The sequence below is a fragment of the Pseudomonas sp. B35(2017) genome, from assembly GCF_002113645.1.
GTDB lineage: Bacteria > Pseudomonadota > Gammaproteobacteria > Pseudomonadales > Pseudomonadaceae > Aquipseudomonas > Aquipseudomonas ekonensis.
The window spans coordinates 42,842-60,282 of the sequence record NZ_NEIZ01000018.1; the positions used below are offsets into that span (position 1 = coordinate 42,842).

The 17,441-nt window shown below is 64.4% G+C and carries 18 protein-coding genes and 1 pseudogene; 9 read left to right on the plus strand and 10 right to left on the minus strand.

Going from position 1 to position 17,441, the window contains the following annotated elements; all coding sequences use genetic code 11:
• Positions 1 to 36: 36 nt before the first annotated feature.
• Positions 37 to 540 carry a universal stress protein gene (locus tag CAG41_RS23315; RefSeq protein WP_085577986.1) on the plus strand — a complete coding sequence of 168 codons (504 nt, stop codon included), beginning with the start codon at positions 37 to 39 and terminating at the stop codon, positions 538 to 540.
• A gap of 112 nt (positions 541 to 652) precedes the next feature.
• On the plus strand, positions 653 to 1,627 hold the full coding sequence (gene cysB, locus CAG41_RS23320) for an HTH-type transcriptional regulator CysB (RefSeq protein WP_085577985.1): 975 nt from the start codon (positions 653 to 655) through the stop codon (positions 1,625 to 1,627).
• Between the two features lie 15 nt (positions 1,628 to 1,642).
• Here cysB and CAG41_RS23325 read toward each other — a convergent pair whose 3' ends face one another.
• Complete coding sequence (locus CAG41_RS23325) at positions 1,643 to 2,125, minus strand: GreA/GreB family elongation factor (protein ID WP_085577984.1); 483 nt, start codon at positions 2,123 to 2,125, stop codon at positions 1,643 to 1,645.
• A gap of 2 nt (positions 2,126 to 2,127) precedes the next feature.
• Positions 2,128 to 2,535, minus strand: a complete 408-nt coding sequence (locus CAG41_RS23330; protein WP_085577983.1) for a hypothetical protein — start codon at positions 2,533 to 2,535, stop codon at positions 2,128 to 2,130.
• 124 nt (positions 2,536 to 2,659) lie between these two features.
• Between CAG41_RS23330 and earP the strand changes: the two genes are divergently transcribed.
• Together earP and efp are read left to right on the plus strand one after the other, a co-directional pair.
• Complete coding sequence (gene earP, locus CAG41_RS23335) at positions 2,660 to 3,802, plus strand: elongation factor P maturation arginine rhamnosyltransferase EarP (RefSeq protein ID WP_085629819.1); 1,143 nt, start codon at positions 2,660 to 2,662, stop codon at positions 3,800 to 3,802.
• Between the two features lie 48 nt (positions 3,803 to 3,850).
• The gene (efp, locus tag CAG41_RS23340) at positions 3,851 to 4,420 is read left to right on the plus strand and encodes an elongation factor P (protein ID WP_085577981.1); all 570 of its coding nucleotides are present in this window, start codon (positions 3,851 to 3,853) and stop codon (positions 4,418 to 4,420) included.
• 84 nt (positions 4,421 to 4,504) lie between these two features.
• Here efp and CAG41_RS23345 read toward each other — a convergent pair whose 3' ends face one another.
• The 4 genes from CAG41_RS23345 to CAG41_RS23360 all read right to left on the minus strand — a co-directional run bounded on the left by CAG41_RS23345 (position 4,505) and on the right by CAG41_RS23360 (position 7,804).
• Positions 4,505 to 5,515: an alpha/beta hydrolase gene (locus tag CAG41_RS23345; RefSeq protein WP_085707522.1), complete on the minus strand. Its 1,011-nt coding sequence runs from the start codon at positions 5,513 to 5,515 to the stop codon at positions 4,505 to 4,507.
• 36 nt (positions 5,516 to 5,551) lie between these two features.
• Complete coding sequence (locus tag CAG41_RS23350; RefSeq protein ID WP_085577979.1) at positions 5,552 to 5,971, minus strand: organic hydroperoxide resistance protein; 420 nt, start codon at positions 5,969 to 5,971, stop codon at positions 5,552 to 5,554.
• Between the two features lie 331 nt (positions 5,972 to 6,302).
• Positions 6,303 to 6,764 (minus strand): MarR family winged helix-turn-helix transcriptional regulator, encoded by a 462-nt coding sequence (locus CAG41_RS23355; RefSeq protein ID WP_085629823.1) that lies wholly within the window; start codon positions 6,762 to 6,764, stop codon positions 6,303 to 6,305.
• 83 nt (positions 6,765 to 6,847) lie between these two features.
• Positions 6,848 to 7,804: a LysR family transcriptional regulator gene (locus CAG41_RS23360; RefSeq protein WP_085629825.1), complete on the minus strand. Its 957-nt coding sequence runs from the start codon at positions 7,802 to 7,804 to the stop codon at positions 6,848 to 6,850.
• Between the two features lie 110 nt (positions 7,805 to 7,914).
• Between CAG41_RS23360 and CAG41_RS23365 the strand changes: the two genes are divergently transcribed.
• Positions 7,915 to 8,664 carry a sulfite exporter TauE/SafE family protein gene (locus tag CAG41_RS23365; RefSeq protein ID WP_085577976.1) on the plus strand — a complete coding sequence of 250 codons (750 nt, stop codon included), beginning with the start codon at positions 7,915 to 7,917 and terminating at the stop codon, positions 8,662 to 8,664.
• Here the strand turns inward: CAG41_RS23365 and CAG41_RS23370 are convergent.
• The gene (locus tag CAG41_RS23370; protein WP_085577975.1) at positions 8,654 to 9,508 is read right to left on the minus strand and encodes a LysR substrate-binding domain-containing protein; all 855 of its coding nucleotides are present in this window, start codon (positions 9,506 to 9,508) and stop codon (positions 8,654 to 8,656) included. The genes CAG41_RS23365 and CAG41_RS23370 overlap by 11 nt on opposite strands.
• 96 nt (positions 9,509 to 9,604) lie before the next feature.
• Between CAG41_RS23370 and CAG41_RS23375 the strand changes: the two genes are divergently transcribed.
• Positions 9,605 to 9,820: a DUF1127 domain-containing protein gene (locus CAG41_RS23375; RefSeq protein WP_085577974.1), complete on the plus strand. Its 216-nt coding sequence runs from the start codon at positions 9,605 to 9,607 to the stop codon at positions 9,818 to 9,820.
• 73 nt (positions 9,821 to 9,893) lie between these two features.
• A complete protein-coding gene (locus CAG41_RS23380; protein ID WP_085577973.1) occupies positions 9,894 to 11,120 on the plus strand; it encodes a winged helix-turn-helix domain-containing protein in 1,227 nt (408 codons plus the stop codon).
• Between the two features lie 99 nt (positions 11,121 to 11,219).
• Here CAG41_RS23380 and CAG41_RS23385 read toward each other — a convergent pair whose 3' ends face one another.
• Complete coding sequence (locus CAG41_RS23385; protein ID WP_085577972.1) at positions 11,220 to 12,566, minus strand: class II 3-deoxy-7-phosphoheptulonate synthase; 1,347 nt, start codon at positions 12,564 to 12,566, stop codon at positions 11,220 to 11,222.
• 150 nt (positions 12,567 to 12,716) lie between these two features.
• Here CAG41_RS23385 and CAG41_RS23390 point away from each other — a divergent pair, with 150 nt between their 5' ends.
• The gene (locus tag CAG41_RS23390; RefSeq protein ID WP_085577971.1) at positions 12,717 to 13,472 is read left to right on the plus strand and encodes a spermidine synthase; all 756 of its coding nucleotides are present in this window, start codon (positions 12,717 to 12,719) and stop codon (positions 13,470 to 13,472) included.
• A 110-nt stretch (positions 13,473 to 13,582) separates the two neighbouring features.
• On the opposite strand, the gene CAG41_RS23395 is transcribed toward CAG41_RS23390, so the two are convergent.
• On the minus strand, positions 13,583 to 14,374 hold the full coding sequence (locus CAG41_RS23395) for a crotonase/enoyl-CoA hydratase family protein (RefSeq protein ID WP_085629831.1): 792 nt from the start codon (positions 14,372 to 14,374) through the stop codon (positions 13,583 to 13,585).
• 387 nt (positions 14,375 to 14,761) lie between these two features.
• Here CAG41_RS23395 and CAG41_RS23405 point away from each other — a divergent pair.
• A pseudogene (locus CAG41_RS23405) lies at positions 14,762 to 16,466 on the plus strand (DEAD/DEAH box helicase).
• A gap of 127 nt (positions 16,467 to 16,593) precedes the next feature.
• Here the strand turns inward: CAG41_RS23405 and CAG41_RS23410 are convergent.
• Positions 16,594 to 17,361 (minus strand): class III extradiol ring-cleavage dioxygenase, encoded by a 768-nt coding sequence (locus tag CAG41_RS23410; protein ID WP_085577968.1) that lies wholly within the window; start codon positions 17,359 to 17,361, stop codon positions 16,594 to 16,596.
• Between the last annotated feature and the right edge of the window lie 80 nt (positions 17,362 to 17,441).

The following is a 17,441-nucleotide window of genomic DNA, read 5'->3' on the forward strand; positions in this document are numbered from 1 at the left end:
TCAAATCTCCGCCATGTCGGCACGCTGGGAGGTCACATGATTCGTGCGATGCTGTATGCCACTGACCTCGGTCTGTACGCACCGTTAGTGATGCAGCACGCCTTGGCGCTGGCGCGGACGTTCGACGCCGACCTGTATGTGGTGCACGCGGTGGAACCCATGGGGCTGTTCGCCGAATCGGTGCTGCAGAGCTATCTCGACGAGCAGGCGCTGAACGAATTCCACAGCCAAGGGCTGAAGACGGTCATCGCCAACATCGAGCAGCGGGTGCTCGACAGTTTCCGCGAAGAGCTTGGGGACGAAGGGGAGCAAGACCTGCAGCGGATCCGGGCCGTGCGGGTGCTGCAAGGGGATCCGTCCCAGGTGATTCTCGAACAGGTGCAGAAACTCTCGGTCGATTTGCTGATCGTAGGAAGTCACAGCCACGGGGTGGGGGCGGAAACGCCGTTGGGGCGCACGGCGGCCCGGGTGCTGCAATTGTCTAAGGTGCCGGTTTATCTGGTGCCGCTGGTGGAGCGTCGGCGTCGGGAGGATCGCTGAAGCGGAATAATGGCGTTTTGATGAAATAGTTCTAGATTTATTCTTCAAACCATTCATATAGTTATATATCGTCGCTGATGCCCGTGGCGTCTACCTGCTTTGAGGGATTCATATGAAGCTTCAACAATTGCGCTACATCTGGGAAGTGGCGCACCACGACCTCAACGTTTCCGCTACCGCCCAAAGCCTCTACACCTCGCAACCGGGCATCAGTAAACAGATCCGACTGCTGGAAGACGAACTCGGCGTCGAAGTGTTCGCCCGCAGCGGCAAGCACCTGACCCGCGTCACCCCGGCCGGCGAACGCATCATCACCACCGCCGGCGAGATCCTGCGCAAGGTCGAGAGCATCAAGCAGATCGCCCAGGAATTCTCCAACGAGAAGAAAGGCACCCTGTCGATCGCCACCACCCACACCCAGGCCCGTTATGCGCTGCCGCCGGTGATCAGCAATTTCATCAAGCAATACCCGGACGTGGCGCTGCACATGCACCAGGGTTCGCCGATGCAGATCGCCGAAATGGCCGCCGACGGCACCGTGGACTTCGCCATCGCCACCGAAGCGCTGGAGCTGTTCGGCGATCTGGTGATGATGCCGTGCTACCGCTGGAACCGTTGCGTGGTCGTGCCCCAGGGCCACCCGCTGACCAAGCTGCCGAAGCTGACCCTCGAGGCGCTGGCCGAATACCCGATCGTGACCTACGTGTTCGGTTTCACCGGCCGCTCCAAGCTCGACGAAGCCTTCAGCCACCGCGGCCTGACGCCGAAAGTGGTGTTCACCGCCGCCGACGCCGACGTGATCAAGACCTACGTGCGCCTGGGTTTGGGCGTGGGCATCGTGGCGAAAATGGCCGTCGACACCACGCTCGACAAAGACCTGGTGGTGCTCGACGCCAGCGAACTGTTCGAGTCCAGCGTGACCAAGATCGGTTTCCGCCGCGGCACCTTCCTGCGCGGCTTCATGTGCGACTTCATCGAAAAATTCGCGCCGCACCTGACCCGCGAAGTGATGGCCAAGGCCATCCAGTGCCACAACAAGCAGGAACTGGAAGAGCTGTTCGACGGCGTCGAACTGCCCGTCCATTAAGTAAGCGTCTCCCTTCTAGAGCACCTCGGTGACAGCGAACTGTTGCCGGGTGCCCGCCACCAGCACCTCCACCTCATCGCCTTCGAACCTGCCCAGCAGACCTTTGCCCAGCGGCGAGCGCGGGCTGATGACGGTGACTGGCTGACCCACCACATCGACCTTCAGGCCTGCCGCATCCGGCGCCAGGAACAGCCATTGCTCGCGCCCGCGTTCGTCCTCGAGGCCGAGCAGCGCACCCACCTCGATGCCCCGGCTGTCGTCGTAGGCGCGCAGGATCAGGTTTTGGCACAGCGCCAGCGACTGGCGGATTTCCTCGACGCGCCTGGCCTGCCCGGCGGCCAGGTACGACGCCTCCAGCCCAAGGGTGTCGTACTTGTTCTCGGCGATGTTCTCTTCGTGGGTCGCGGCCTCGTAAGCGGTTTGCGCCGCGCGCTCGGCGATGTCGAGGTCGCTGCGCAGCTTGTCGAGGATCAGTTGGTGGACGGTGTGTTTGTTCATGGTCAATCGCAGAACTGCAGCACGTTGGCGCGGCTCTTTTCGCTCGGGGCCGTCTGATCCTGCTGCAGCCAGAACTGGCATTTGGGATTGGACAGGTTGCGGGTGCTGTTGCGGGCCTGATCCAGGCGCACTTGCTGTTCGTTCTTGCGCAGGTTCTCTTCGTACTGCTCGAACATCCGGTTCTGCGGCTCCGGTTGCGGCTGCGGCTGGGCGACGGCCGGCGGCTTGCCCATTTGCTGAACCGCCTCGGTCACCGGGGCCAGCTGATGGCTGAAGAGCCGGGAGGCGAGCCACCAGGTCAGGGCGATGGCAAGAAAACCCAGCCACAGGCCGAGGGCGATGCTGCCGGTCAATTGCAGCGCACTAAGCTGAACGGGCAAAGGGCGACGCGGGGCGGGACGGTAGGGCATGACAGCCTCCTGGCGGACGAGAGCGGGCGAGCACCGATTGTCGCACGAAGATTCGTCGGCGTCGGCTCTTCTCCGAGGGCGCGTTTGCGCGGACAATCGGCGCTTTTGCCAACGGGAGCTTCTGATGGCGGCAACGAACACCCGCTGGGACATCTTTTGCACCGTGGTCGACAACTACGGCGACATCGGCGTGACCTGGCGCCTGGCCCGGCAACTGGTGGCCGAGCACGGCGTGGCGGTGCGCCTGTGGGTCGATGACCTGCGGGCGTTCGAGCGTCTCTGCCCGGAAATCGACCCAAGCCTCGCGCAGCAGCGGCAGCAGGGGGTCGAGGTGCGGCACTGGCCGCAGGCGTGGGTCGGGGCGGAGGCGGCCGATGTGGTCATCGCCGCGTTCGCCTGTCAGTTGCCTGGCCCGTACATGGATGCCATGGCCGAACGGGAACAACCGCCGCTGTGGATGAACCTCGACTACCTCAGCGCCGAAGACTGGGTGGTCGGGTGCCACGGACTGCCGTCGGTGAAGTACCGGTCGGTGCAGAAGTTCTTTTTCTTTCCGGGGTTCCAGCCAGGCACCGGCGGGCTGTTGCGCGAGCAGGGGCTGATCGAGCGGCGTCAGGCGTTTCAGCAGGATCCCGCAGCGCAGCGAACATTCCTGCAGGAACTGGGGATTGATCCGGCGCCCGGCTCAGAGCTCATTTCACTGTTCGCCTATGAGAACGCCGGCCTGGCCAGTTGGCTCGATGTGCTGGCCGCCGATGCCCGGCCGACCCACTTGCTGGTGCCGGAGGGCCGGATCCTGGGCGACGTCGCCCGCTGGCTCGGGGTGGACGCGCTGACGGCGGGCGCCTTGCAGGTGCGTGGGTCGCTGACCGTGCAGGTCATCCCGTTCGTGCGTCAGGACCAATACGACCGCTTGCTCTGGTGCTGCGATTTCAATGCGGTGCGCGGGGAGGACTCGTTCGTCCGGGCGCAGTGGGCGGGGCGGCCGATGCTGTGGCACATTTACCAGCAGGAAGAAGACATCCACCTGGACAAGCTCGACGCGTTCCTGGCGCTCTACACCCAAGGCCTTTCGTCGGCTGCGGCCGAGGCGACAAGCGGTCTATGGCGGGCATGGAGCGCCGGACTCCCCATCGGACAGCACTGGCTCGCGGCCCGCAAACACTGGACGGAACTGCAGCGGCACGCCCAATCCTGGTCTCTGGAACAGGCCTTGCAGGCCGATCTTGCCACGGCGCTGGTACAGTTTTACCGAAATTGGCTATGATACGCGGCCTAGATTTTTGTACATCCCATCCAAATTCGGATATTCGCAATGAAAACTGGTAAAGAACTCAAACCCGGTACCGTGCTCCGTATCGACAACGATCCTTGGCTGGTTCAGAAAACTGAATTCACCAAGTCGGGCCGTAACAGCGCGATCATGAAGACCAAGCTGAAGAACCTGCTGACCGGTTACAAGACCGAAACCGTTTACGGTGCGGACGACAAACTGGACGACGTGATCCTGGACCGCAAAGAAGCCACCCTGTCCTTCATCAGCGGTGACTCCTACACGTTCATGGACACCACCGACTACACCATGTACGAGCTGAACGCCGAAGACATCGAAAGCGTGCTGCCGTACATCGAAGAAGGCATGGAAGACGTCTGCGAAGCCGTGTTCTTCGAAGGCCGTCTGGTATCGGTAGAACTGCCGACCACCATCAGCCGTCAGGTCGTCTACACCGAGAACGCCGCTCGCGGCGACACCTCGGGCAAGGTGATGAAGCCTGCCAAACTGAAGAACGGCACCGAGATCCAGGTTGCTGACTTCATCGAAATCGACGAGTGGATCGATATCGACACCCGCGACAACTCCTTCAAGGGTCGCAGCAAGAAGTAATTCTGCTGTCGTGTCGCACAAAAAAACCCGACCATCGAGTCGGGTTTTTTTGTGCCCTGCGGGAGCGGGACTGTTCCTACAGCTTCACTTCAAGTGTTGCTTGAGTTCCTGCGAAGCCTGAAGCATCGCAGAACGCACCGCCGGCACCTGGCTGACCACGTTGAGCAAACCGTAGTCGTGGATCAGGCCGTTGTAGCGCACGGCCGTCACCGGCACACCGGCCTCGTCCAGTTTGCGGGCGTAGGCCTCGCCTTCGTCACGCAGCACGTCGGCGCTGGCGGTCTGCACCAACGCAGGCGGCAGGCCTTTGAGTTGCGCGGTAGTGGCCCGCAGCGGCGAGGCGTAGATCTCGTTGCGCTGCTTGGCGTCGGTGGTGTAGTTGTCCCAGAACCACTTCATCATGTTGCGGGTGAGGAAGTGCCCCTCGGCGTACTGGTTGTAGGAACCGGTGTCGAAGCTGGCGTCGGTCACCGGCCACAGCAGCGCCTGGAAGCGGATGGCCGGAGTGCCCTTGTCCTTGGCCATCAGCGCGACCACGGCCGCCATGTTGCCGCCGACGCTGTTGCCGGCCACGGCCAGGCGCTTGCCGTCGACGTTGATCTCTTTCCCGTGCTCGGCCACCCATTTCGTGGCGGCGTAGGCCTGGTTGATCGCCACCGGGTAATGCGCTTCCGGCGAAGGGGTGTAGTTGACGAACACCGCCGCCGCACCCGAACCGGCCACCAGGTCGCGCACCAGGCGTTCGTGGGTCGGGAAGTCCCCCAATACCCAGCCGCCGCCGTGGAAGAACATGAACACCGGCAGCTCACCCTTGACCCCGGCCGGGCGGACGATGGTCAGGCTCAGCGGCTGGCCGTCGACCTGGATGGTCTTCTGGCTGACATCGGCCGCCGGCAGCGTCAGCTTGACGCCGGCCTGGGCGCCCACCAGCACGGCGCGGGCCTCTTTCGGCGTCATCTGTTCCATCGGCTTGCCGTTGCCGGCGTTCAGCGCATCGAGGAACGCCTGGGTGTTGTGTTCGACATCACCGGCGAACGCGCTGTGGACGGACAGGGCGAGAAGGGTGCCGGTCAAGACTTTGCTCAAAGCGTTCATGTTCATTTCCTGTGTTCGGGCCTTGGGTGTCGAGGGTTACACGGTGACGTGCAGGCGAACGTCGACGTTGCCGCGGGTGGCGTTGGAGTACGGGCAGACCTGGTGGGCCGCGTCGACCAGGCTTTGCGCGTCGGCCTGTTCCAGGCCCGGCAGGCTGATGTGCAGGTCGATGTCCAGACCGAAGCCGCCTGGGATCTGGCCGATGCCGACATGGGCGGTGATCGAGGCGTTGTCCGGGATCTTGCGTTTGGTCTGGCCGGCGACGAATTTCAGGGCGCCGATGAAGCACGCCGAGTAGCCGGCGGCGAACAGTTGCTCAGGGTTGGTGGCCGCGCCGCCGGCACCGCCGAGTTCTTTCGGGGTGGCCAGCTTGACGTCGAGGATGTTGTCGCTGGAGATCGCACGACCGTCACGGCCGCCGGTGGAGGTTGCGATTGCGGTGTAGAGAGTTTGCATGGTGTGAGCCTCTTGAGGTGTGTTTGCCGCGCTAATTGTTTGCGCGTTAAGTAAGTGCGAAGTGAATGTATCGCTCTAATATTTAGCGCGCAAGATAAATTTTTCGAAAAGGCCGGCTCAACCAACGGAACGACCCCGCTGATGGGTCGGAAGCTTTTGATATGAAAGGTTTTTTATAGAAAAGCAGGAGGCAGAAAAATTTTGCGCAGACGGGCGAAACGCAGCCTTGTAGGAGCGAGCCTGCTCGCGATGGCGGTGGTTCAGTCACGCAAAGGCTGAATGTCCAACCGCTATCGCGAGCAGGCTCGCTCCTACAGGGGGAAGGGGGGATTCAGCTCAGGCTGTCTTGCAGGTGGCTGCGCAGCGCCTGCAGTTCGGCCTGCAGGTGCTGCAGGCGCTCCAGCGAAAAGCCGCTGGCGCCGAGGATGCACTGCGGAATGGTGCGGGCCTGCTCGTGGAGGGCGCGGCCCTGCTCGGTCAGTTCGACGATCACCACCCGTTCGTCTTCCCGGCTGCGGGTGCGGCTGAGCAAGCCTTCGCCTTCCAGGCGCTTGAGCAGCGGGGTCAGCGAGCCCGGATCGGTCAGCAGGCGTGCGCTGATTTCCCCGACGGTCAAGCCGTCCTTTTCCCACAGCACCATCATCGCCAGGTATTGCGGGTAGGTCAGGCCGAGCGCTTGCAGCAAAGGCTTGTAGACCTTGGTCATCATCAGCGAAGTGGAATGCAGGGCGAAGCAGGCCTGGTTGTCCAGCAGCAGGTCTTCGCAGAGGTCGATGTTGCGGTCGGTGTTCATGTCAAAGCCTTGATCGGTGATCGGATGAATCTAGCGCCCGAACCTTTAATGCGCCACACAATTCTGGCCGGGCGCGGCATCGGTCAGTGCCGGCCCAGCTCCCGTTGCAGCGCCAGATCCCAGGGCGGCACCGGGCTGAAGCGGGTCTTGAGGTACTCCAGCAACAGGCGGCTGCGTGAGCTGGCCTGCTGTGCCAGACGCAAGGCATAGATGACGGCGGGTTCCGGTTTGGGCAGACCGTGTTCGCAGAACAGCGGCAGCAGCTCGCCGCGCAGCAGGTATTCGCTGGCCAGCCAGGTCGGCAGATGGGCGATGCCGAGGCCGGCCAGGGCGCCGCACACCAGTGCCTCGGCGTTGTTGGCGCTCATGCGGATCCGGCCCGGCCGGTGCAACTGCATTTTCCCCTCGTGTTCGAAGCGCCAGGCGAAGGGCGGGGCGAGGCCGTCCCAGTCCAGGCCGTCATGGTCGCTCAGTTGCGCGGGGTCGGCCGGCATGCCCCGGCGTTTCAGATAGTCGGGGCTGGCGCAGGCGATGCGCATCATGCTCGCCAGGGGCGTGGCGACCAGCCGGGTGTCGGCCAGTTGCCCGGCGCGCAGCACCAGATCGACCTTGCCCAGGTTCGAGCCGTGCATGTCGACGAAACTGTCGATCAGGTGCAACTGAACGTCCAGGCCCGGGTACAGCACCAGGAAATCGGCGATCACCGGCGCCAGGTGCCGGCGGCCGAACGCCGCCGGGGCATCGACCCGGATCAGGCCTTCCGGCGCGCTGCTCAGGGACACGGCCTCGGCCCGGGCCAGGCGCAGTTCGGCGACGATCCGCCGCGCCCGCTCGGCGAACGCCAGCCCGGCCGGCGTGGCGCGCACGGCGTGGGTGCTACGGATGAACAGTTGGCTGCCCACCGCCGATTCCAGGCTGTCAATGCGCCGCGCCACGGCCGAAGGTGTCAGCGGATGACGCCGGGACGCTGCCGAAAAGCTGCCGCTTTCCAGCACGTCGAGGAACAGGCCGAGCTGTTCGGTCAATTGATTGGGGTTCATGAAAGGTCGTTGCCTTTGCGAATTTGGCACAGCCATTGTGCGTTGCTGTGCGTTTCCGAGCCAGCACCGACTGCGTAGGATGACCCCCATGACGTAAGAGGAGTACTGCTGTGATCGAGTTTCTGCTGTACCTGCTGTTTGGCGCCGCCCTCGGCACACTGGGCGGCGTGTTCGGGATCGGTGGCGGCCTGATCGCCATTCCTTTGCTCGGCGCCTGGTTCGGGCTCGATCAGCAATTGGCCCAAGGCACGGCCCTGGTGATGGTGGTGCCCAACGTGATGCTGGCGCTGTGGCGCTATCACCAGCGCAACCGCATCGAACTGCATCACGCGCTGCCGCTGGCGGTGATGGGATTCTGCTTTGCCTGGATCGGATCGGTCTGGGCGGTGCGGATCGACGCGCAGACCATGCGCATCGGTTTTGTGGCGTTCCTGGTGGCGCTGTCGGCCTACAACGTGCTGCGTATGTTCGGCGGCAAGGCGGCGACGACATCTGAGATGCGTTATTCATGGCCATGGCTGGGCGTGCTCGGCGCGGCCTCCGGCACCATGGGCGGCCTGTTCGGCGTGGGCGGGGCGGTGGTGGCGACGCCGGTGCTGACCAGCCTGTTCGGCACCACCCAGGTGGTCGCCCAGGGCCTGTCGCTGGCGTTGGCGCTGCCCAGCACCGGGGTCACGCTGGTGACCTACGCGGTGCACCGGGAAGTGGACTGGATGATCGGCCTGCCGCTGGCGGCGGGCGGGTTGTTGAGCATCAGCTGGGGCGTGCGCATCGCCCACGCGATGCCGGAAAAGCTGCTGCGCGGGCTGTTCTGCGGTTTCCTGGTACTGAGCGCGGTGATGCTCGCCCTTAAAGTTTGAAGCCTTCGACGATATGCTCGGCCAGGCACTCGGTGATCGGCGACGGGTTGTTGAGGTTGCGGATCAGCATGATGCTGGCCTCCGGCAGCAGCGGCAGGTCTTCGTCGGCGCCGAGGATGCGCATGTCCGGGGTGATCAGGCTTTCCAACTGCGCGGTGATGGCCAGCCCCGCGCTCACCACCGCCATCAGCGCCGACAGGCTGGTGCTGTTGTAGGCGATGCGGTATTCGCGGCCCATGGCGTCCAGCGCGTTGCAGGCCCAGAGGCGGCAGAAACAGTCGCTGTTGAACATCGCCAGCGGCAGGGGTGTCTGTTCGTGGGCGCTGAAGTTCTGCGCTTCGGCCCAGACGAAGCGTTCCTTGCGCAGCAACTGGCCGATCTCGCTGCCCGGCTCGCGGGTGACGATCGACAGGTCGAGGTCGGTGCGCTGCAGCAACTGCTTGGTCGATTCGCAGTGCACCTCGATCTGGATCAGCGGATAGAACTGGGCGAAGCGCGACAGGATCCCCGGCAGGAAACGCATCACGTAGTCATCCGGAGTGCCGATGCGCACGGTGCCGACCATGTGCGGCTCGCGCAGGGTGTTGAACACTTCGCTGTGCAGCTTGAGGATGCGCCGGGCGTAGCCCAGCAGTACCTGGCCCTCGGCGGTCAGGCGCACCTGGCGGCCGTCGCGCTCGAACAGCTGGCGCTGCAGCACGTCTTCCTCCAGGCGCTTCATCTGCATGCTCACCGCCGACTGGGTGCGGTTGACCATTTCGCCGGCGCGGGTGAAGCCACCCTGATCGGCAATCGCGACGAAGGTGCGCAGGACATCGGTATCAATACTGGGGTAGGCGGACATTCATCAATCTCCGAGATGCATGCCATCAGAAACATTCGTTGGATTGATCGTAGACCCGGGGCGAGACTGAAGCCATCCCTAAAGGAGGGCAACACGATGAAAGGTCAAAGCGAATATGTAACTGACGAAAAAGTGTCCGGCCATCTCGTTTCCGATCTGCTGCACAAGTTCAGCCGCTGGTACGAGCTGCACCGCGAGCGCGAGCTGCTCGCCGGCCTGAGCGACGAAGCGCTGAAGGACATCGGCGTCAGCCGTGCCGATGTCGAGCATGAAGCGGTGCGGCCGTTCTGGGACGACCCGATGCACAAATGATGACGGTGACTCGGGGGACGCTACACAAACCACTTTCAGGTGAGGTAGGTTGCGAGCAGACAAGGAGACGTTCATGCCCGCGACACTGTCCTTTTCCCTCAAACAGGCTCGACGCTTGGCGCTGGCCGCCCAAGGATTCCACGGGCGCCAGCCGCCGGCCGTCAAGGCGCAGCACCTCAACCGGCTGATCGAACGGCTGGGCCTGCTGCAGATCGATTCCGTCAACGCGGTGGTGCGTTCGCACTACTTGCCGCTGTTTTCCCGCCTCGGTTCCTATTCCGCCGATTTGCTCGACCAGGCCGCCTGGAGTTCGGGGCGTCGCCGTACGCTGTTCGAATACTGGGGGCATGAAGCCTCGTTGCTGCCGCTGTCGATGTACCCGCTGATGGGCTGGCGCATGCAGCGGGCCCGGCGCGGCGAGGACATCTATCAGCAGTTGGCGCGCTTCGGGCGTGAACAGCAGGACACGATCCGACGGGTGTTGGCCTCGGTTCAAGAGCAGGGCGCCCTGGGGGCGGGCAGCCTGTCGACCCGCCAGGAAAAGGCCGGCCCTTGGTGGGACTGGAGCGCCGAAAAGCACGCGCTGGAGTGGCTGTTCGCGGCGGGTGAAGTCACCGTCGCCGGCCGGCGTGGCTTCGAGCGCCTGTATGACTTGCCGGAGCGGGTGATTCCGGGGTCGGTGCTGCAGCAGCCGCTGCCCGATGAAGCCGAGGCGCAACGGGGCTTGCTGCTGCACGCCGCCCAGGCGCTGGGGGTCGCGACGGAGAAGGACTTGCGCGATTACTTCCGTCTGAATCCGGGGGACGCCCGACCGCGCCTGGCGGAACTGGTCGAGGCCGGACAACTGCTCACCTGCGCAGTCGAGGGCTGGCGGCAAACCGCCTATTGCCTACCCGAGCCCAGGATCCCGCGCAAGGTCGCCGCCGCCGCGCTGCTGTCGCCGTTCGATTCGTTGATCTGGGAACGCAGCCGCACCGAGCGCCTGTTCGGTTTCCGCTATCGGCTGGAGATCTACACGCCGCCGCACAAGCGGGTCTATGGCTACTACGTGTTGCCGTTCCTGCACGATGAGCGGATCGCGGCGCGTGTGGACCTGCGGGCGGAGCGGGCGCAGGGGCAGTTGGCGGTGCATGCGGTGCACGAAGAGGAAAGCGGTCTGGATGAGGCGGGGATGCAGGCCTTGGCGCTGAACCTGAAGGCGCTGGCGGGTTGGCTGGGGCTTGAGCGGGTGCAGCTCAATTGCCGGCGGGAGAGTGCCGGCAGGTTGCGGCAGGCATTGGCACAGGTTGAAGGTGCTTGAGCCGACGCCATCGCCAGCAGACCGGCTCCCACATGAGGTGTGCGCGCGACACAGAACCCCTGTAGGGGCCAGCTTGTTGGCGATCGGAGCGATTCGCCCTTACCGGCGCACCTGCTTCAGCGTCTCGGCGATCAGGAACGCCAGCTCCAGCGACTGGTCGGCATTCATCCGCGGATCGCAATGCGTGTGGTAGCGGTCCGACAGCCCGTCCTCGGTGATCGGCCGTGCACCGCCGATGCACTCGGTCACGTTCTGCCCGGTCATCTCGATGTGGATGCCGCCGGCGTAGCTGCCTTCGGCCTGGTGCACCTGGAAGAACTGTTTCACCTCGCCGAGGATCTGCGCGAAGTCGCGGGTCTTGTAGCCGCTGCTGGCCTTGATCGTGTTGCCGTGCATCGGGTCGGAGCTCCACAGCACCTGCTTGCCCTCACGCTGCACGGCGCGGATCAGCGCCGGCAGGTGGTCGCCGACCTTGTTCGCGCCCATGCGGGCGATCAGGTTCAGGCGGCCCGGATCGTTGTCCGGGTTGAGCACGTCGATCAGGCGGATCAGGTCGTCGGGATCCATGCTCGGGCCGACCTTGACCCCGATCGGGTTGTTCACCCCGCGCAGGAACTCGACGTGGGCACCGTCGAGCTGACGGGTGCGGTCGCCGATCCACAGCATGTGCGCCGAGCAGTCGTAATAGTCGTTGGTCAGGCTGTCGCGGCGCACGAAGGCTTCTTCGTAGTTCAGCAGCAGCGCCTCGTGGGCGGTGAAGAAACTGGTTTCGCGCAGTTGCGGCGAACTGTCCATGCCGCAGGCGCGCATGAAGGCCAGGGTCTCGTCGATGCGGTCGGCCAGGTGGCTGTACTTTTCGGTCAGCGCCGAATTGGCGATGAAGTCCAGGTTCCACTTGTGCACCTGGTGCAGGTCGGCGAAGCCGCCCTGGGCGAACGCGCGCAGCAGGTTGAGGGTCGCGGTGGACTGGTGATAGGACTGCAGCAGGCGCTCGGGATCCGGCACACGGCTGGCGGCGTCGAAGCCGATGCCATTGACGATGTCGCCGCGGTAGGCCGGCAGGGTCACGCCGTCGATAGTCTCGTCGTTGGCCGAGCGGGGCTTGGCGAACTGGCCGGCCATGCGCCCGACCTTCACCACCGGGCAGCCGGCGGCGAAGGTCATGACCACCGCCATCTGCAGCAGCACCTTGAAGGTGTCGCGGATCTTCGCCGCCGAGAACTCGGCGAAGCTTTCGGCGCAGTCGCCGCCCTGGAGCAGGAACGCCCGGCCCTGGGTGACTTCGGCGAACTGGCGGCGCAATTCGCGGGCCTCGCCGGCGAACACCAGCGGCGGATAGCTGGCCAGGGTCTGTTCGACCTGGCGCAGGTGCGCGGCGTCGGGGTAGCGGGGTTGTTGCTGGATCGGCAGGGCGCGCCAGCTGTCAGGGCTCCAGTGTTGGCTCATCACGGTCTCTAGGGGTCTACGCACGGACCCCCATGGTAGCAGCAATTAGTGCGTGACCTGCTCCTGCCGATTGGCCGACAATCGCCGCTTTGCCACGGCGCCGCACGGGTGCCATCGCGTCACCGCGCCCGGTGACCGTCAGGAGATGAAATGACTGAGGAGCGCGTCGAGCGGTTGCTCGCCGAAGTGCAGGACGAGTTTGGCGTGATCCGCGTGCTGGAAGTGGCCGATTACCGCTTTCTGGAGTTCGGCGACGCCATCGAGCAGAGCTGCGTGTTCACCGCCGACCCGAGCTGGCTGGAGTACGACTACACCCGGGCGATGCTGATCGGCGCCTTGTGCCACGAGCAGCCGGAGAGTGCGCTGTTTCTGGGGCTGGGCGCGGGGACGCTGACCCAGGCCTGCCTGAAGTTCTTGCCGCTGGAAGACGTCGAGGCCATCGAGTTGCGCCCGGACGTGCCGCGCCTGGCCATCGAATACCTGGGGCTGGACGACGATCCGCGCCTGTACATCCGCGTGGGCGATGCCCTTGAACTGTTGCCGACCGCAGAGCCGGCGGATCTGATCTTCGTCGACCTGTACACCGACGTGGGCCCCGGCGCCGGGCACCTGGCCTGGAATTTCCTCGGCGACTGCCAGAAGCGCCTGAATCCCGGCGGCTGGCTGGTGATCAACCAGTGGGCCACCGATGACGGCAAGCCGTTGGGCGCGGCGTTGCTGCGCGGCCTCTATCACCGGCATTACTGGGAACTGCCGGTGAAGGAGGGCAACGTGATCCTGATCGTCCCGGCGGACCTTGACCAGGAACTGGACTTGCCGGCGCTGACCGCACGGGCCGAAGCGCTGTTGCCGAGGCTGGGTTATTCGCTGCAGTCGTTGATCAACGCGATTCGTCCGGCGACCTAGCCCTGCGGGATGCCGCGGTTCCTTCACGGGCAGGCTGGCCCCGGCCGTGAAACGCGATCCCCTGTGGGAGCCAGCCTGCTGGCGATGACGGATCTACAGGCGCCGCGTTATCAGACCCCTTTGAAGACCCCGGCCCGCCGCTCCACCAAAGACCGCACGCCTTCCCGTGCATCCTCGCTGGCCAGCAGTTTCTTCACCAGCGGCGGCAATCCTTGGGCCGCCGCCGTCTCGCCTTCATAACGGGCCTGGCGCGCCGACATCAGCGTCGCCTGCACCCCTAAAGGCGCCTGGCGGGCAATCCGCTCGGCCAGTTCGACGGCCCGGGGCAACAAGTCTTCGCTGGCCATGACTTCCTGCACCAGCCCCAGGCGCAACGCCTCATGGGCATCGAACTCGTCGCCGGTCAGCAGCCAGCGCATCGCGTTGCCCCAGCCGGCCACCTGATGAAAGCGCAACGTCGCACCGCCGAACGGAAAGATCCCGCGCTGGACTTCCATCTGGGCGAACCGGGTGTTGCTCGCGCACAGATTGATGTCGGCGGCGAGCATCAACTCGATGCCGATGGTCAGGCAGTAGCCTTGGGCCGCGACGATCACCGGTTTGCTGACCCTGGGGCCGGCGAACACGCCCCACGGATCGCAACCGCCGCTGGGCACCTGCCACCCTTGGGCGAGGGTGGCACTGGCGTTGACCAGGTCGAGCCCGGCGGTGAAATGCTCGCCGTGACCGAACACCACTGCGACCCTGGCGTCGCTGTCGGCCTCGAATTCGCCATAGGCCAGGCTCAGGTCATTGAGCAGGTCCAGGTCGAAGGCATTGCGCTTAGCGGCGCGGTCCAGGCCGATCAGGTACACATGTCCGAGTCGTTCACGGCTGACGCGACCGGCGGCGGGCTGATTCATGGGGATTTCCTCGGACGGGAAAATGAGGGGCAGCGACCACGTGCCGCAGGTAGATGAATCGTTTAAGCGTCATCGCCCGCAGGGCCGGGCCTTTGGAAAAATAGACCTTCGCCGGATTATCCGCAAAACCCCGTTACATCGCGGTGACAAACCTGTCGGGCCGACAAAAAAAGCTCCACTTTTGGGCAAATTCCGGTATAGTGCGCGCCGGCCTTTAACAGGGCCTCGTCCAGGTAGCGCATTCCCGAAGTCAGATTCGGTTGCTCGTCCGCATTGCGGGCTCTTCCTGACGACTCTTTTTTCCATCCATTCGTTTTCGCAAATCCCCGCCGACAAAGCTGCCAGGGCGACTCTTGAGTCTCAACACGGCATGTGCAGCTTTGGAGCATGGGTCTTTGCGGATGCACTTTGAGGCAGACCCATGACCCAGGAAATCGGCGGCTTCGCCGCTCTTGAACTTCATCCCAATATTGTCGCTGCAGTAGTCGCCACCGGCTATGAAGAGCCTTCGGCCATTCAGCAGCAGTCGATCCCGATCATCCTCGCCGGTCACGATATGATTGGCCAGGCGCAAACCGGCACCGGCAAGACCGCTGCCTTTGCCCTGCCTATCCTGCACCGCATCGATCCGTCCAAGCGCGAGCCGCAAGCTCTGATCCTGGCCCCAACCCGCGAGTTGGCGCTGCAAGTAGCAACCGCTTTCGAAACCTACGCCAAGCAAATGCCGGGCGTGACTGTTGTGGCCGTCTACGGCGGTGCGCCGATGGGCCCGCAACTGAAAGCCATCCGGAACGGCGCACAAATCGTTGTCGCCACCCCGGGCCGTCTGTGCGACCACCTGCGTCGCGACGAAAAAGTCCTCGCCACCGTGAACCACCTGGTTCTCGACGAAGCGGACGAAATGCTCAAACTGGGCTTCATGGACGACCTCGAAGTCATCTTCAAGGCCATGCCTGAATCCCGCCAGACCGTACTGTTCTCGGCCACCTTGCCGCAGTCGATCCGTGCGATCGCCGAGCGTCACCTCAAGGATCCGAAGCACGTCAAGATCCAGAGCAAGACCCAGACCGTCACCGCGATCGAGCAGGCCCACCTGCTGGTTCACGCCGACCAGAAGACTTCCGCTGTTCTCAGCCTGCTGGAAGTGGAAGACTTCGACGCCCTGATCATGTTCGTGCGCACCAAGCAAGCGACCCTGGATCTGGCCAGCGCCCTCGACGCCAAAGGCTACAAGGCCGCGGCGCTGAACGGCGACATCGCCCAGAACCAACGTGAGCGCGTGATCGACTCGCTCAAGGACGGCCGCCTGGACATCGTCGTCGCCACCGACGTCGCCGCCCGTGGCCTGGACGTGCCGCGCATCACCCACGTGTTCAACGTGGACATGCCGTACGATCCGGAATCCTACGTGCACCGTATCGGCCGTACCGGCCGTGCCGGTCGCGAAGGCCGGGCGCTGCTGCTGGTGACGCCGCGCGAGCGCCGCATGCTGCAGGTGATCGAGCGTGTGACCGGCCAGAAAGTGGCCGAAGTGCGCCTGCCGGACGCCCCGGCGATTCTCGATGCCCGCATCAAGAAGCTGACCAACAGCCTGGCGCCGCTGGTGGCCGATGCCGAAGCGACTCACGGCGATCTGCTGGATCGTCTGACCGCCGACATCGGTTGCAGCCCGCGTGCCCTCGCTGCCGCCCTGCTGCGCAAGGCCACCAACGGTCAGGCGCTGAACCTGGCAGCCATCGAGAAGGAGCGTCCGCTGGTGCCGAACAGCGCACCGCGCGGCGAGCGCCCTGACCGTGGCGAGCGTCCGGATCGCGGTGACCGCGAGCGCCGTGCGCCGATGCCGCTGGGCGAAGGCCGTGCCCGTTGCCGTACCGCGCTGGGCGCGCGTGACGGTATCGCGGCCAAGAACCTGCTGGGTGCCATCCTCAACGAAGGTGGCCTGGCACGTGACGCCATCGGTCGCATCCAGGTGCGTGACAGCTTCAGCCTCGTCGAGCTGCCGGAAGAAGGCCTGGATCGTCTCCTGGCCAAGCTGAAGGACACTCGCGTTGCAGGCAAGCAGCTGAAACTGCGTCGCTACCGCGAAGATTGATCGGCCTGCGGGCTGATTGATCGAGCGAAAAAAATCCCCGACCGGTTCGGGGATTTTTTTTTGCCTGCGGTTCGGGTCTGCGTGCACCCCGAACCTCTGTAGGCGCGAGCCTGCTCGCGAAGGGCGGTCAGTCGAAGCGGTAGATGTCCATGCCCAGTGCGCCCATGGTGAAGCCCTGATGGGCAACGCTGAACTTGCCTGCGGCGCCACGGGCGAAGTACAGCGGCAGCAGGTGTTCGTCGCTGGGGTGGCTGCGCACCGCATTCGGTGCTTGCCGGCGGTAGTCGTGCAGCGCGGTCTCGTCGTCCGCCACCAGTCGGTCGATCATCCAGTCGCGGAAGTCACGGGCCCAGGGTTCGACGCTGTCCGGGCCGGCATGCCAGTCCAGTTCGCGCAGGTTGTGGGTAATGCTGCCGGAGCCGATCAGCAGGATGCCTTCTGCGCGCAGGCCGGCCAGCGCCTGGCCGACCCGGGTCTGCAGCGCCGGGCCGCCGCGGGTGGGCAACGACACCTGCACGATCGGTATGTCGGCCTGCGGATACATCAGCGACAGCGGCACCCACACGCCATGGTCGAACGGACGTTGCGGGTCGAGGCGGGCGGGCAGGCCGTTGGCGGTCAGCCGTTCGGCGACTTCGCCGGCCAGTTGCGGATGGCCCGGTGCCGGGTACTGCACCTCGAACAGGGCACGGGGGAAGCCGCCGAAGTCATGCCAGGTCTCTGGCTGCGGGTGGCTGCCGACCAGCAGTTCATGGCTTTCCCAATGGGCGGAAACGATGACGATGGCCTTGGGCCGAGGCATATCGGCGGCCAGTCGCGCGAGGGCGGGGCCGCTGGCACCGGGCTCGAGCGCGAGCATGGGCGAGCCGTGCGAAATGAACAGGCTTGGAAACATGAAGGGGTTCCTGAGCGTTAAGATGGGCTCATCTTCATTCAGATCATTGATCTAAATCTAATATAAGTTTTAACGCGTTC